The sequence below is a fragment of the Calderihabitans maritimus genome (genome assembly GCF_002207765.1).
Classification (GTDB): Bacteria; Bacillota; KKC1; order Calderihabitantales; family Calderihabitantaceae; genus Calderihabitans; species Calderihabitans maritimus.
This window is the reverse complement of sequence record NZ_BDGJ01000197.1, coordinates 90,998-104,277: the sequence shown is the minus strand read 5'-3', so window position 1 is coordinate 104,277 and position 13,280 is coordinate 90,998. Positions and strand designations below refer to the sequence as shown.

The following is a 13,280-nucleotide window of genomic DNA, read 5'->3' as shown; positions in this document are numbered from 1 at the left end:
AGGAGTTCACCGGAGAGCCTCTAATTTACGCCCTATGGGTGGCCCGACAGGATTTTGCCCGCCGCTACCCGGTCCAGGTAGAATTTATCAGGCGGGCTCTGGTAGACTGCCGCGCGCAGGCCATGGGTAACCTTCCCGACCTGGCCCGTAGGGCGGCGAAGCGGTATCCCGTATCTCCGGTCCTGCTGGAGGAGTACTTCCGGGCCCTCCGTCACGAATTCGACGGGGTTTCCCGCAGGGCGCTCCTGCGATATTACGCCCACGCCCAGATCTGCGGCCTGATTCCTCCCAAAGTAACCCTGAGGGTATGGGGAGAAGATCCGGTGTGAAACGCTTTTTCCAACCAGTATACACCAAAAGCTAAAATTTTATATTTGAATTTTTACTTTTTACCTAAAAAGTGTTAAACTTAATTTGAGGTGATTTTTTATGGAACGAGTAGGACGTATAAAATTAAAAGTCAGTCCTAAAGGACAGATTACCATTCCCAAAACGGTGAGGAAGAAGCTTTCTATCGGTAATTACGTTTATCTGAAAGTGGACGAGGAAAGATCTACAGCTATTTTAGAACCTGTTTCTTTAATTGATGAGATGGAAGAGTTGATTATTCGGGAAGTGGAGCAAGAGGGTTACAGTGGTCGGGAAGCGAAGGTTAGAGTAAAACAGAAGAAAAAGATGTTGTTGAGAGCCCTCGAACAAGAATTAAAAGAACGTATGGCTGATGAGGATGTTCCAGAAGAAGAAGTCTTAAGGGAATTGGGGCTGAACCATGTATGAAATCAAGTACAAGCGAGCGGCCATAAAAGACATTAAGAAGTTGGATAAAGCAGTTCAGAGAACGGTTATTTCCCAAATTCGTCAATGTGCTCAAAATCCAGATAGAGGCAAGACCTTGCACGGTAATTTGCATGGATTGTACAGTTATGGGTTTACGGTTAGGAGGATATAGAATCGACAGGCCTTGAAACCCATTCAAGTCAAGAACCGTCCCCCGCTCGAACAAGAACCGTCCTCCGCTTGAAGTCCCCCGCTTGAACAAACCGGGGTTTTTTATTCTAAGAGGACAAGAATTTTTTCCCGAACTTCTGCGACGATTTCCTCCGGGGCCTTACAAATAAATTCCGCCCTCCTAGCCTGCCAGTCCAAATTTTTTATTTGGTCGGCTAATATAACGCCGGAAATTTTAAGGCCTGCAGGCAGCTTTACTTCAAAGGGATACCCCTTTACCTGGTTGGTAATGGGGCACAGTAAAGCTAACCCCACCTTACCGTTATAAAGTGCAGGCGATATTACCAACGCCGGCCTTCTTCCAGCCTGCTCATGTCCCTTCTGGGGGTTAAATTGAATCCATAGTATATCGCCGCGGTCCGGAATATAACGCCTTACCATTCTTCACGCCCGACCGGGTATCCCGTTTCTATTTCCCCGTGAATATTTTCGGGCGTAACCTGGGACATGAGCTTTTCCAAAGTATAACGCTTCCGACGGACAATAATAGCGTCACCGTCTACTTGAAGCTCAATCGGAGTTCCCTCGACGAGTCCGGCTTTTTCAGCTAACACCTTGGGAATACGAATCCCTAGACTGTTTCCCCACTTTTTAATTTGGGATTGCATGGGGAGTTTCCCTCCTTTCTGTATATACATAGTATATACGATTATTTAATCTATTTCAAGCGGTAGTCGATTTCGTAAAGTAGAGCAAGAGGGCTACAGCGTTTCTAGAGTTGGAACGAGAGAAATTGGGAGGGATATGATAAGTGCGACATAATTTTGGAGCCGGTAAGGCATACTAGAAAAAGTTAGGTTAACAGGCCGTAAAACCTATTCAAGTCAAGAACCGTCCCCGGCTTGAATGAATGCATACCCCCAGTCCCATTTAAGGAAGGGATTTTATCATGCGTGTCATGCGAGATACCGCAATTATCACCCTTATTGCCGGAACAGCCGGCGGAATTGCCAAATCGCTGGTTGTACAGCTGATGCTTCTGCTCGGCGTAAGTAAAATATCGATAATCAACCTGGCCGCTTCCCTGTTGTTCCCTTACGATCAGGTTTTTACCTGGCAGGGGCGAATCGTGGGCCTGCTTGCCCACTTTTCCTGCAGCGTCCTTTTCGCCATCGCCCTGATGGTTATATTTTACCTTACGGGCACCGACTACCACTCTGTTAAAGGTATGGCCTTCGGCATGGGTGCCTGGTTTATCAATCTTTGTTTCATTGCCAAGTTCACCGACTGTCTCCCGGTGGCCCGGACCGACTTCCCAACCTTGATGGTCTTTCTCCTGGGACACCTGGTTTACGGTTGGGTAACCGCCTATACAGCAGTCAAATTGAAAATTTTTTCACAAAGTTAACAGGAATCCCACTCCGGAAGGAGAATATACTACCAGAGTGTGCAGGTAAGTCCGGTATAGTAGCAAAATTTCTTCAGGAGTGTGATAGTGTTGGAAGAACACGTCTGGGAGCAGGAAATTGACTTGAGAGACTATATACTGGTCTTGTGGCGCTGGAAGTCATTTATCATAGCTCTTTTCATTGTCGCCGTGATTGCAGCCGCCGGGGGCAGCATGTTGATGACACCGGTGTACGAGGTATCCGCCACCCTAGCCCTGGGCACTTACAACGACCCGGTTTATACCAACCCTATCAGCGTACGAGAGATACTTACCAGCGACGATACCCTGAGAACGGTTGTAGACCGGCTGGGGCTGGAGGTAACGGCGGAAGAAATGCCGGCTTTTAAAAATACTATATCTATAAGTGAGATCAAGAATACAAGATTTCTTGAAATCAAAGTGCTCCACGAGGACCCGTTCACGGCCAGGGCCATTATCAAAGAGATGGTGAACGTTTTCCGGGAAAAGAGCCTGCAGACCTACGAGGCGGAGCGCAGGCTGCTGGAGGAACACCTGAAAACGCTGGAGGAGAATCTCCGGGAGACGGAGCAGAGCATTACCGCCTTTAAGGAAAGCCTGCGCAAAATGGATGGCGACTCAAAGATTAATGACGTAGAGAAGGAAGTGCAGCGCAATAACCTGCTGCTGTACATCGGAAACGCTGAGCTTAACCGCATAAATCTAATGAATGCCTACCGGAGTGCCGAGAAACAGCTACTGGACCTCCAGCCTGCCCGCCTGGTGGAAGAACCTTCCATCCCGGTAAATCCGGTCAAACCCAGAAAGGTGCTTAACGTTGCCATCGCCGGCGTACTCAGCCTGATGGTGGGAGTGTTCCTGGCCTTTGTCCTTGAATACTTCAAAAACAATCCCCTAACAGCGGAAGAACTCAAGCAGGCTTCCGGTAAAGCCTGAGAAGAAGAAAAACCGTCCGTGCCCAGCGGACGGTTTTTCTTGTTCGGCACCGTTGTTTTATTTCATAATATCGGATAACACTCCCAGGAACTTCTCGATATAAATTTTGAAATCCTTCAGAACTGGCCCCATGTTTTTGACAAGGTCTTCCATTTTAAGCCATTGTAGTTCGTAACCATAAAGATTACGGAAACGATGGCGAAAACTCAGGTATTCTTGGAGTTGCGCTGCAAATTTAGCATCTATTACGGCAGGCCTTTTGGTGGGTAAATCCAGGGTCATCTGTTCCAGAAGTTGCCTGTGCCATCCTTCGCCTGTCGGTATTGACTGGTCGATTTCACGGGCAATAGTTATAAAGATTTTTTCTATGCCGGAATAAAAATCATGTAATATCGAAGCATACGCCCTCAGCCGGACACTTTCCATCTTCGTTTCTCCTGCTTTCAGGATTCCTGCTAGCTCTTTCTCCAGCTTTTGCAGTTGAGAAAGTTCCTTCCGTATCCTGGCTTCCATCACCATCAGGTCTGGACTCATAACTCTATCGCCTCCTTAAGAATTTCTTCCCTTGCTTCAACATCAATGTTTTCCAGTTCAATCAAATCGAAATCAAACGGCGCCAGGATGTCCATGACTTCCGAATACAACCGCCAGAAATTGACCCGTTCATCCAGACCCGATATGGCCATATCTATGTCCGAATGCTCCAGAAACTTGTCGCTGCTCAGGAGCGAACCAAAAAGATAGACATTGCAGTTATAATGTTTTTTGAGGTGATCGGCAGCCAGGTGGGCCCGCTGACGGGCCTCCTGGAAACGTTTTTCCAGATCTTGCTTTTTCTTTTTCTTGTATTCCTGCCATCCGGCCCGGTATAGCTCTAATTTCTCTTGGGTAACCATGATTCCACCACCGGTTACAATATCTTAAAAATTGAAGCTAAGGCATACTTTTATTATACCAATTTTTTACATAATTGTCTACAAAATTTGTAATTCTCAGAAGCCCATCCTTAGCTTATCAAATGAGCTCAAGGCTGATGTCCAGCACCTTGAAGCTGTGGGTGAGGGCACCTATGGAAATCAGGTCCACCCCAGTGGCGGCGACCTGTCTCACCCGCTCCAGGGTAATTCCCCCCGACGCTTCTACCAGGGCTTTGCCGGCAACCATATTTACCGCGGTTTTCATTTCTTCCAGGGACATGTTGTCCAGCATAATGACATCCACCCCGGAATTCAGGGCCTCTCGGACCTGATCCAGGCTTTCCACTTCCACTTCTATTTTGACGAAGGGGGAAACCCGCTGCCGTACAAGGGATACCGCCTGAGAGATACTCCCGGCGGCTTTGATATGATTGTCTTTGATAAGCACCGCGTCATATAGGCCAAAACGGTGATTGTATCCTCCCCCCACGCGCACGGCGTATTTTTCCAGGAGGCGCAGGCCGGGCGTGGTCTTTCTGGTATCTACAATCCGGGCGGGGAATCCATTTACCGCCGCCACAAACCGGGCCGTTTCGGTAGCAATACCGGACAGGTGCTGCAGAAAGTTGAGGGCCACCCGTTCTCCCTTGAGAATGGCCCGGACCGGTCCGGTCAAACCTGCCAGCACCTGCCCCTTCTCCACCCATTCTCCTTCCTCTACTCTGGCTGCAAACGATACTTCCCCGGACAAAACCTCAAAAACTGCTTCCGCTACCGGCATCCCGGCTATTAATCCCTGCTCCCTGGCCACTATTTCCGCGGTACCGCTGCGATCTCCGGGTACGATGCTGTCGGTGGTAATATCGCCGGTACCCAGGTCTTCGCTCAGGGCCTGCCGGACAATGCGACTCAAATAAAGTTTATCAATATCCAACCTCCAATCACCTCCCTGCCGGACCCCATTTAATCCAAGCGGTAGTGGGAGCCTCGGCTTTCTTTTCGTTGTTCTGCTGCGGAAAGAATGAGGTGGGCTACGGTGAGCATATTCAGCAGTTCGAGAGACTGCCTGTCCCGGAAGGGAAAGGATAAATTGTCCAGCATTTGACCTATCTCCTTTTTCGCCCTGGCCAGGCCCTCCCGGTGGCGAATAACGCCGGCTTCCCTCTGCATTAGCTCCCGCAATCGCCGGCGGGTGCCTTCTATTTCAAGTGGCTCCTCGGAGCGAGCCCTGGGGTTCAATTTGCCGGGCCGGTAAAGTTCCCGCGGTATTCCCGGGTGGCACTGCACGTAAGCTGCCGCAGCAGCGGCGGCCCGGTAGCCAAATACCAGGGCATCCAGAAGGGAATTACTGGCCAGCCGGTTGGCCCCGTGTACTCCGTTACAGGCTACCTCACCTACCGCATAAAGGCCCCGGATACTGGTTTCTCCGTGGAGGTTAGTTTTTATACCCCCCATGCTGTAGTGGGCGGCAGGGGCAACGGGAACGGGCTCCGCGGCCATATCCACGCCGCAGGCGGCAAGGGTTGCGTAAATGGTAGGAAAGCGGTCCTTGAGAAACCTGCCGGGCAAATGGGTTAAATCCAGATAAACGCAATCGGTCCCGTGACGCCGCATTTCCGAGAATATAGCCCGGGAGACTATGTCCCGCGGCGCCAGTTCCGCCTGGGGGTGGTAACGGGGCATAAAGCGCTCTCCGCGGTGATTGATCAAGCGGCCTCCCTCTCCGCGTACCGCTTCCGAAATTAAAAACCCCGGCTGCCGGGGGTGAAAGAGGGCCGTAGGGTGAAACTGGACAAATTCCATATCGGCCACTTCTGCTCCAGCCCGGCAGGCCATAGCGACACCGTCTCCGGTGGCTACCGCAGGGTTGGTGGTAAAGGCATAGACCTGTCCCAGTCCGCCGGTAGCTAAGATGGTAGCTTTCCCGGGAAAGGCCAGCCATGTTTCCCGACCTTCCTGCAGGGCCAGAACGCCGTGGCAGGTATCTCCGGAAGTCAGCAGGTCGGCTACAAATACTCTTTCCATACAGCGGATATCAGGGTGACGTTTTACCATGCAAGAAAGGGTAGTCTGGATCGCTTTGCCCGTGGCATCCCCGCCGGCCCGCAGTATACGCCGGCATCGGTGGGCGCCTTCTCGGGCCAGTAAAAGGTTGCCTTCGGCGTCCCGGTCAAAGGGAACTCCCATGTCCAGGAGTTCCCGCACCCGCCGCGGGCCTTCCCTTACCAGGATTTCCACTGCCTCCCGTCGGCAGAGACCGGCTCCCGCCGCCAGCGTATCTTCCAGGTGAAGTTCCGGGTCGTCCTCCTCTGCCAGGGCCGCAGCTATGCCTCCCTGAGCATAATAAGTGGCCGAAGTGTCAAGCCCTTCCTTGGTTAAAAGGAGCACCCGGCCGTGCTCGGCGGCCTTGAGGGCGGTATAGAGGCCGGCAATTCCGCTGCCTACGACTATAAAATCAGATGCCTCTGTTACGGTAACGTCCAGGCTGAAATCCAGCCGAGATTTAAGGTTCACGGTTGTTCATCTCCTCAGGTCACCGCCAGCATTTTTTCCAGGGCGGCGGCCGCCCGCAGCCGGGTACCTTCGGGCACGGTGATGCGCGGTTCCAAACGCTCCAGGGCCCGGGCCACCTTATCCAGGGTGGTCATTTTCATATTGGGACAGATCAGTCCCGGCGAAAGAAGGTAAAACTTCTTGTGGGGATTCTCTTTTTTCATCCGGTGGAGAATGCCCATTTCCGTGCCCACTACAATTTCCCGGTGGTCGGTTTCCCGCGCGAAACGCAAAAGGGCCGAAGTGCTGCCCACGAAGTCCGCCCGGGCCGCCACCTCGGGACGGCATTCCGGGTGCACGGCAATGACCGCCCCGGGAACGGCCTCGCGTGCCCGCCTTACATCCTCCTCGGTTACCCGGTGGTGGGTGACACAGTGGCCCCTCCAGGGAATGATTTCCTTGTCCGTCTGTCCTGCCACCCAGTGGGCCAGGTTGGCGTCGGGTACGAACAGCACCTGCTTTGAAGGGAGGGAATTTACTACCTGGACGGCATTGGAAGAAGTGCAGCAGATATCGCTTTCCGCCTTTACCGCCGCCGAAGAATTGACATAGCAGACGACCGTGGCTTCAGGATATTCTCTTTTTTTCCTCCTCAGGTCGTCTTCCGTAATGGTCTCCGCCAGTGGGCAGCCGGCCAGCCTTTCCGGCAGCAGCACCGTTTTATGGGGAGCGAGAATAAAGGCGCTTTCGGCCATAAAGTGTACCCCGCAGAAAACGATTACCTCCGCATCGGTAGCCGCCGCCTTTCGGCTCAATTCGAAAGAATCTCCCACATAATCCGCCACATCCTGTACTTCGGGAAGCTGGTAATTATGAGCCAGGATCACCGCGTTTCTTTCCCGCTTCAGGCGCTGAATTTTGGCAACCAATTGTTCAGACATCAGAACAGACCCCCAGTCATGTCACCTGTCTTGTCACAGGTAGCAAAAATTTGTTTAAATTATAGAACAGCCTTTGCTGGGTGTCAATGAGGGTAGAGAGGAAACGGAGGCCTAACACCTGGTTGAGCGGGCCGCACTACCCAAACGTTAACCTAAATCAAGAAAATGGTTGACGATATCAGGTTAAAAAATCTATAATAAAAATAAATTTCGGGGAGTTAATTTTTGTTAATTGTTAACCACTCAACATCAAATGGTTAACAATTTAAAAATCATTACAGTTCCAGGTGATAAAATGAAGGGTTTGTTTAGTGTTAAAATGCGCGCCGCACAAGGGGGACCCCACGAAAAGGGGGGTAGGCACGTCTCCGGTGCAGAAAAAATCGTAGCGGCCGAAGAGGTCGAAGTTACCGTCGCCCGGCTGGTGCGGCGCGCCCTCCACCATGCCCACGGGAAACCTGATTTTATTAACATCAAAGTTGTGGAGTTAAAAGAACCGCCTGTGCTCATTGAGAGCCTGCCCGTCTATCAACTGGCGGTCCGGGATGATGTGGAAGGACGGGAGGCAGCCGGCGAACTGCTGCAGAGGGCCGGGGTTAGTGCCGGTAGCATCAAGAAAGCCTTGGAGCTCATAGGTTTTCAGCGAGAGGAAGAACCCGGCCTTAAGGGTGCGGCCGTCCTGGATGCCCGGACCGGTACAAGGCTGGATGATCCCGGCGCCCTGGGCCTCAGGGTGACCAATATGGACCTTACGGCTCGAGGAGCCGCGCATCTGGAAAAAGCATTGGAGGAAGCGGGTCTCCGGCATACCAGGCTGAAGGAGGCCCTGGTGCTGGCGAGCAAAGTGGCAAGGGCCCCAGGTATGGTAGCCGAGCTTTGCTTTTCGGACAATCCCGGTTATGTGGCGGGGTACGTTGCCGTCCCCCGCTGGGGATACATCCGTATCCCGCATTTTAAAGGAGAGGGATTCCGGGGAGGGCGCGTCTTCTTTGTGCGGGGAGAAGATTACCGGGAAGGTCCGTTCAAGGCTTTTCTTTCAGAGCATCCCGTCCTGGTCGACCGGATAGCGCCAATTTACCCTCCCCTCGGTATAAAAGAACTGTTAAGAATCCTGAAGGAAGGTGAAGGCTATGGTGGATAAGTTAACGCTGGCGGAAAAAGACAAAAAATATATCTGGCACCCTTTTACCCAAATGAAGGATTGGGAACAGGAAGACATTGTCATTATCGAACGAGGAAAGGGAATTAAGCTTATAGACGTTGATGGCCGGGAGTACTATGACGGTGTTTCTTCTCTCTGGGTGAACATCCATGGTCACCGCAAGGAGGAGATTGACCGGGCCATTATATCCCAGCTCGGCAGGATTGCCCATTCTACTTTTTTGGGCCTCTCCAATGTGCCGGCCATTGAGCTGGCGGAAAAGCTGGTAGCTATCACTCCAGCTTCCCTGACCCGGGTTTTTTATTCGGACAGCGGTTCGGAGGCGGTGGAAATTGCCCTCAAAATGGCCTATCAATACTGGCAGCAGAAGGAAAATCCCTGCCCCGGTAAGACCAAATTTTTAACCTTAACCAACGCCTATCACGGGGACACTATCGGGGCGGTCAGCGTAGGGGGAATTGACCTCTTTCACGCTACCTACCGCCCGCTCCTTTTTGAGACCAGAAAGGTCCCCTCGCCCTATTGCTATCGCTGCCCTTATGAAAGAGACAAAGAATCCTGCAGCCGGGAATGCCTGCAGTACATAGAGCGGGTCCTGCAAGAGGAGCACGAGTCCATAGCGGCCTTCGTGGTGGAACCGCTGATCCAGGGGGCAGCCGGTATGCTGACCAGCCCGCCCGGCTTTCTCAAGGCAGTTCGCGACCTGTGCACCCGGTACGGGGTTCTGCTTATTGTTGATGAAGTGGCTACCGGTTTCGGCAGGACGGGAAAAATGTTCGCTTGCGAGCATGAAGGTGTGCAGCCGGACCTGATGGCCGTTGCCAAAGGGATTACCGGCGGTTACTTACCCCTGGCGGCCACCCTCACCACCGAAGAGGTTTACCGGGCCTTCTACGGCGAGTATGAAGAAAAGAAGACCTTTTTCCACGGCCACTCGTATACCGGAAACCAATTGGCGTGCGCCGCTGCGCTGGCCAACCTCAGGCTCTTCGAGGAAGAAAAGCTTCTTGAGGGGTTGGGCGAGAAGATTAAGGTAGTGGAGGAAGAATTAACCGGAATAGCTGAGTTGCCTCATGTAGGAGAGGTACGGCAGTGCGGGATGATGGTGGGGATTGAACTGGTCCAGGATAAGGCTGAGAAAACCCCCTACCCCTGGAAGGACAAGACCGGCTATCGGGTCTGCCTGGAGGCCCGCCGGCGGGGGATGATTATCCGTCCCCTGGGGGACGTGATTGTGTTTATGCCGCCGCTGGCCAGCAGCTGCGATGATTTGAGGGTAATGTTAAACATTATCAAGGCCTCCATCGAGACAGTAACCGGTTAGAGGTGCCGGTCATGAATTTTATGCGAAAAGAGCTGGAGGAACTGAAAAAGTCGGGGCTGTTCCGCACCCTGAAGACCTGTTCCGGTCTGAAAGGGCCGCGGGTAGAAGTAAACGGGCGGACGATGCTTCTGATGGCCTCCAACAATTACCTCGGCCTGGCCGGACATCCCAGGGTAGTCGAAGCAGCGGTAGCAGCCATCCGGCACTACGGAACGGGCGCCGGCGCTTCGCGGCTGGTCTCCGGAAATTTTGACCTCCATGAGGCCCTGGAGAGAGAGCTAGCCTGCTTCTTAAAGAGCGAGGGGGCCCTGGTGTTCAGTTCCGGCTATGCCGCCAACGTGGGGACTATCAGTGTCCTGGCCGGTCCGGAAGACGCCATATTCAGTGATGAATTAAACCATGCCAGCATTATTGACGGGTGCAGGCTGTCCAAGGCGAGGACTTACATTTATAAACACAAAAACTTGGACCACCTGGAGGCCCTGCTGGCCGGCGCCAGGGGGTACCGGCGGCGGTTGATCGTTACCGACGGGGTATTCAGTATGGATGGTGACCTGGCCCCATTACCGGGGCTGGTTGCGCTGGCCGAGAAGTACGACGCCTTGCTGATGGTAGATGATGCTCACGGTATTGGGGTGTTGGGTAAGTCCGGCGGGGGGACGGTGGAACATTTTCGCCTGGAAGGCCGGGTGCCCATCCGAATGGGCACCCTGAGCAAGGCTCTAGCCAGCGAAGGCGGCTTTGTGGCCGGGTCCAGAGAACTGATAGAATACCTGCGGAACAGGGCCAGAAGCTTTATTTTCTCCACCGCTCTCACGCCGGGAGCGGTTGCGGCGGCTAGAGCGGCGCTCAGAATAGTACAGGAGGAGCCGGACCGGCGGGAACGCCTTCATGCTAACGCCCGGCAAATCAAGCAGGGTCTTAATGCCATGGGATATTCTCTTTTACCTTCCGGCACCCCCATCATCCCCGTTATCATTGGCGATGCCCGTGACGCTTTGCGTTTCAGCCAGGCTCTGCAGGAGGCAGGGCTTTTTGCGCCGGCCATCCGGCCCCCGACTGTACCTCCTGGTACCAGCAGGATCCGGCTGACAGTCATGGCCACGCACAGTGCTGAAGACATTGCGGAGGCCTTAGAGATTTTTTACCAGGCCGGCAAAGATACCGGATTGATTTAAAAGGGGGTTAATACCTTGGCACGAGGGTTTTTTGTAACCGCTACCGATACCGGAGTGGGCAAGACGGTTCTAACTGCAGCCCTGGCAAAATACTGGCGAAAGAAGGGAGTTAACGCCGGGGTTATGAAACCGGCCCAGTCGGGGGCTGAGACAGTTTCTGACGGGGAGTTGCTGGTTAAGTTTGCCGGTGTTGATGACCCGTGGGAGGACGTAGTGCCGTATTCCTTCCGGGAACCCCTGGCTCCCGCGGTGGCCGCCCGCCTGGAAGGAGTGGAAGTCCGGAAGGAAATTATCCTGGAACGGTTCCGAAAATTAGAAGGGCGGCACGAGCTGATGCTGGTAGAGGGAGCCGGGGGACTGATGGTCCCTCTGTCGGAAGACACACTGGTAGCCCATCTTGCCCGGGACCTCGGCCTGCCTCTGCTCGTTGTGGCGAGACCTAACTTAGGCACTATAAACCATACCCTGCTGACGGTTGCTGCAGCCCGGCAGATAGGGCTGGAGGTGGCCGGCATCGTCATAAACGGCTACCGGGACAGGGGTGATTACGGAGAGAAAACCAACCCCGGGCTCATCGAGTACTGGAGTCAAATACCGATACTCGGGATCATCCCTCATCTGGCGGCCGACAGCACAGAGGAGGTCATCTCGCTTCTGGCGGACAGGTTGTCAGAATATCTTAATCTCTCCCTATTACAGAGGTGGCTGTAAGATATGGAAGATACAAAGGTGGCTTTGGTGACCGGCGCTTCCCGGGGCATCGGGGCCGCCATCGCATCAACCCTGGCCGGCCAGGGCTTTGCTGTGGCGGTTAATTACCGGGAGAATAAAAAAGCGGCGGAAGCAGTCGTGGCGCACATAAAGCAGTCGGGGGGAAAAGCTGCGGCCTTCCGGGCGGATGTATCCCGGTTTCAACAGGTGGCCGCAATGGTGGAAAAAGTCCGGAAAGAACTGGGACCCATTGAAATATTGGTCAACAATGCCGGCATTAACCGGGATCAGCTGCTTCTGAGGATGTCAGAAGAGGAATGGGATGAGGTTATCAATACCAACCTGAAGGGAGTCTTTAACTGCTGCAAACTGGTACTGAAACCAATGGTTGAGGCGAAACGGGGTAGAATTATCAACATAGCCTCCATTGTCGGGCTGAGGGGCCGGATCGGCCAGACCAATTACGCGGCGGCGAAGGGCGGGGTAATCGCTTTCACCAGGGCGCTGGCCCAGGAGGTAGCCAGGTATAATGTTCTGGTCAACGCGGTGGTGCCGGGCTTTACAGATACCGAGATGACTGCGGGCATTCCTCCGAAAATCAGGAAAAAACTGCTGGAGCAGATCCCTCTGGGCAGGACTTCCCAACCGGAAGAAGTGGCGGCCATGGTAGGGTACCTCTGTTCGCCTCGGGCCGGCTATATTACCGGCCAGGTTTTTCATGTTGACTGCCGGATTCCCTGATTTGAGGTGACAGCGGTGAAAAGAGTGGTGGTAACCGGAATCGGCGTAGTGACTCCTCTTGGGATAGGAATAGAATCCTACTGGCAAAATCTCCGGGCGGGAAAAAGCGGCATCAGTTTCATTACCCGTTTCAGCAGCGAAGGGTACCCCACCAGGATTGCGGGAGAAATCAAGCATTTCCGTTTGTCGAAGTCGTTGTTAGCGGCTGCGGGTAACCCCCGGGGATTGTTCAGTCACTATGCCGTTCAAGCCGCTGCCGAAGCCTGGCGGGATGCCGGGCTGGACGGCGTTGCTCTGAAGGGGGAAACGGTTGGGGTAAGCCTTGGGACCAGCCGGGGAGGGGTTGAGCTCCTGGATGAATTTTTGCTCCATTTGCGGCTGGGCGGGGTCAAAAAAGTAAATGATCCGCTTTGGGACGGGGTAATCCTTGAGGCCCAGCCGGCGGCTGCCACCGCTGCAGTCGCCCGGCTCATAGGGGCACGGGGATTTACCAGTACCTA

At 53.5% G+C, this 13,280-nt stretch carries 18 protein-coding genes; 11 read left to right on the top strand and 7 right to left on the bottom strand.

The genetic code is table 11. The features are described 5' to 3' along the window. The 3 genes from KKC1_RS16435 to KKC1_RS17670 form a co-directional block, all read left to right on the top strand. The coding region (locus KKC1_RS16435; protein ID WP_305790413.1) for an MqnA/MqnD/SBP family protein at positions 1-329 on the top strand (329 nt) is incomplete at its 5' end. A gap of 100 nt (positions 330-429) precedes the next feature. Beyond that, the gene (locus tag KKC1_RS14380) at positions 430-777 is read left to right on the top strand and encodes an AbrB/MazE/SpoVT family DNA-binding domain-containing protein (RefSeq protein ID WP_088555110.1); all 348 of its coding nucleotides are present in this window, start codon (positions 430-432) and stop codon (positions 775-777) included. Beyond that, on the top strand, positions 770-949 hold the full coding sequence (locus KKC1_RS17670) for a type II toxin-antitoxin system RelE family toxin (protein WP_088555109.1): 180 nt from the start codon (positions 770-772) through the stop codon (positions 947-949). The genes KKC1_RS14380 and KKC1_RS17670 overlap by 8 nt, the downstream gene beginning before the upstream one ends. Before the next feature lie 101 nt (positions 950-1,050). Here the strand turns inward: KKC1_RS17670 and mazF are convergent, their stop codons facing one another. Continuing rightward, on the bottom strand, positions 1,051-1,389 hold the full coding sequence (gene mazF / locus KKC1_RS14370; RefSeq protein WP_088555108.1) for an endoribonuclease MazF: 339 nt from the start codon (positions 1,387-1,389) through the stop codon (positions 1,051-1,053). Continuing rightward, the gene (locus KKC1_RS14365) at positions 1,383-1,616 is read right to left on the bottom strand and encodes an AbrB/MazE/SpoVT family DNA-binding domain-containing protein (RefSeq protein WP_088555107.1); all 234 of its coding nucleotides are present in this window, start codon (positions 1,614-1,616) and stop codon (positions 1,383-1,385) included. The genes mazF and KKC1_RS14365 overlap by 7 nt, the downstream gene beginning before the upstream one ends. A 281-nt stretch (positions 1,617-1,897) precedes the next feature. Between KKC1_RS14365 and KKC1_RS14360 the strand changes: the two genes are divergently transcribed. Then, the gene (locus KKC1_RS14360) at positions 1,898-2,356 is read left to right on the top strand and encodes a hypothetical protein (protein ID WP_088555106.1); all 459 of its coding nucleotides are present in this window, start codon (positions 1,898-1,900) and stop codon (positions 2,354-2,356) included. 87 nt (positions 2,357-2,443) lie between these two features. Then, positions 2,444-3,313 (top strand): YveK family protein, encoded by an 870-nt coding sequence (locus KKC1_RS14355; RefSeq protein WP_192868276.1) that lies wholly within the window; start codon positions 2,444-2,446, stop codon positions 3,311-3,313. A 57-nt stretch (positions 3,314-3,370) separates the two neighbouring features. Here KKC1_RS14355 and KKC1_RS14350 read toward each other — a convergent pair whose 3' ends face one another. The 5 genes from KKC1_RS14350 to nadA all read right to left on the bottom strand — a co-directional run bounded on the left by KKC1_RS14350 (position 3,371) and on the right by nadA (position 7,664). After that, a complete protein-coding gene (locus KKC1_RS14350) occupies positions 3,371-3,847 on the bottom strand; it encodes a ribonuclease toxin HepT-like protein (protein ID WP_088555104.1) in 477 nt (158 codons plus the stop codon). Next, positions 3,844-4,209 (bottom strand): nucleotidyltransferase family protein, encoded by a 366-nt coding sequence (locus KKC1_RS14345; protein WP_088555103.1) that lies wholly within the window; start codon positions 4,207-4,209, stop codon positions 3,844-3,846. The genes KKC1_RS14350 and KKC1_RS14345 overlap by 4 nt, the downstream gene beginning before the upstream one ends. A gap of 118 nt (positions 4,210-4,327) precedes the next feature. Further along, a complete protein-coding gene (gene nadC / locus KKC1_RS14340; RefSeq protein ID WP_088555102.1) occupies positions 4,328-5,164 on the bottom strand; it encodes a carboxylating nicotinate-nucleotide diphosphorylase in 837 nt (278 codons plus the stop codon). Positions 5,165-5,193: 29 nt separating this feature from the next. Next, positions 5,194-6,744 (bottom strand): L-aspartate oxidase, encoded by a 1,551-nt coding sequence (nadB, locus tag KKC1_RS14335; protein ID WP_088555101.1) that lies wholly within the window; start codon positions 6,742-6,744, stop codon positions 5,194-5,196. 14 nt (positions 6,745-6,758) lie between these two features. Continuing rightward, positions 6,759-7,664 carry a quinolinate synthase NadA gene (nadA, locus tag KKC1_RS14330; protein WP_088555100.1) on the bottom strand — a complete coding sequence of 302 codons (906 nt, stop codon included), beginning with the start codon at positions 7,662-7,664 and terminating at the stop codon, positions 6,759-6,761. Between the two features lie 295 nt (positions 7,665-7,959). On the opposite strand from nadA, the gene KKC1_RS14325 reads away from it, so the two are divergent. The 6 genes from KKC1_RS14325 to KKC1_RS14300 form a co-directional block, all read left to right on the top strand. Further along, a complete protein-coding gene (locus tag KKC1_RS14325; protein ID WP_192868275.1) occupies positions 7,960-8,805 on the top strand; it encodes a 6-carboxyhexanoate--CoA ligase in 846 nt (281 codons plus the stop codon). Continuing rightward, entirely contained in the window at positions 8,795-10,150 is a 1,356-nt protein-coding gene (bioA, locus tag KKC1_RS14320) for an adenosylmethionine--8-amino-7-oxononanoate transaminase (protein WP_088555098.1), read from the top strand. The genes KKC1_RS14325 and bioA overlap by 11 nt, the downstream gene beginning before the upstream one ends. An 11-nt stretch (positions 10,151-10,161) precedes the next feature. Continuing rightward, a complete protein-coding gene (gene bioF, locus KKC1_RS14315) occupies positions 10,162-11,328 on the top strand; it encodes an 8-amino-7-oxononanoate synthase (protein ID WP_088555097.1) in 1,167 nt (388 codons plus the stop codon). A 15-nt stretch (positions 11,329-11,343) separates the two neighbouring features. Then, positions 11,344-12,039, top strand: a complete 696-nt coding sequence (bioD, locus tag KKC1_RS14310; protein ID WP_088555096.1) for a dethiobiotin synthase — start codon at positions 11,344-11,346, stop codon at positions 12,037-12,039. 3 nt (positions 12,040-12,042) lie between these two features. Beyond that, complete coding sequence (gene fabG, locus KKC1_RS14305) at positions 12,043-12,780, top strand: 3-oxoacyl-[acyl-carrier-protein] reductase (protein ID WP_088555095.1); 738 nt, start codon at positions 12,043-12,045, stop codon at positions 12,778-12,780. A 15-nt stretch (positions 12,781-12,795) separates the two neighbouring features. Next, positions 12,796-13,280, top strand: a 485-nt coding sequence (locus KKC1_RS14300) for a beta-ketoacyl synthase N-terminal-like domain-containing protein (protein WP_272946682.1), incomplete at its 3' end; no start/stop codon positions are given.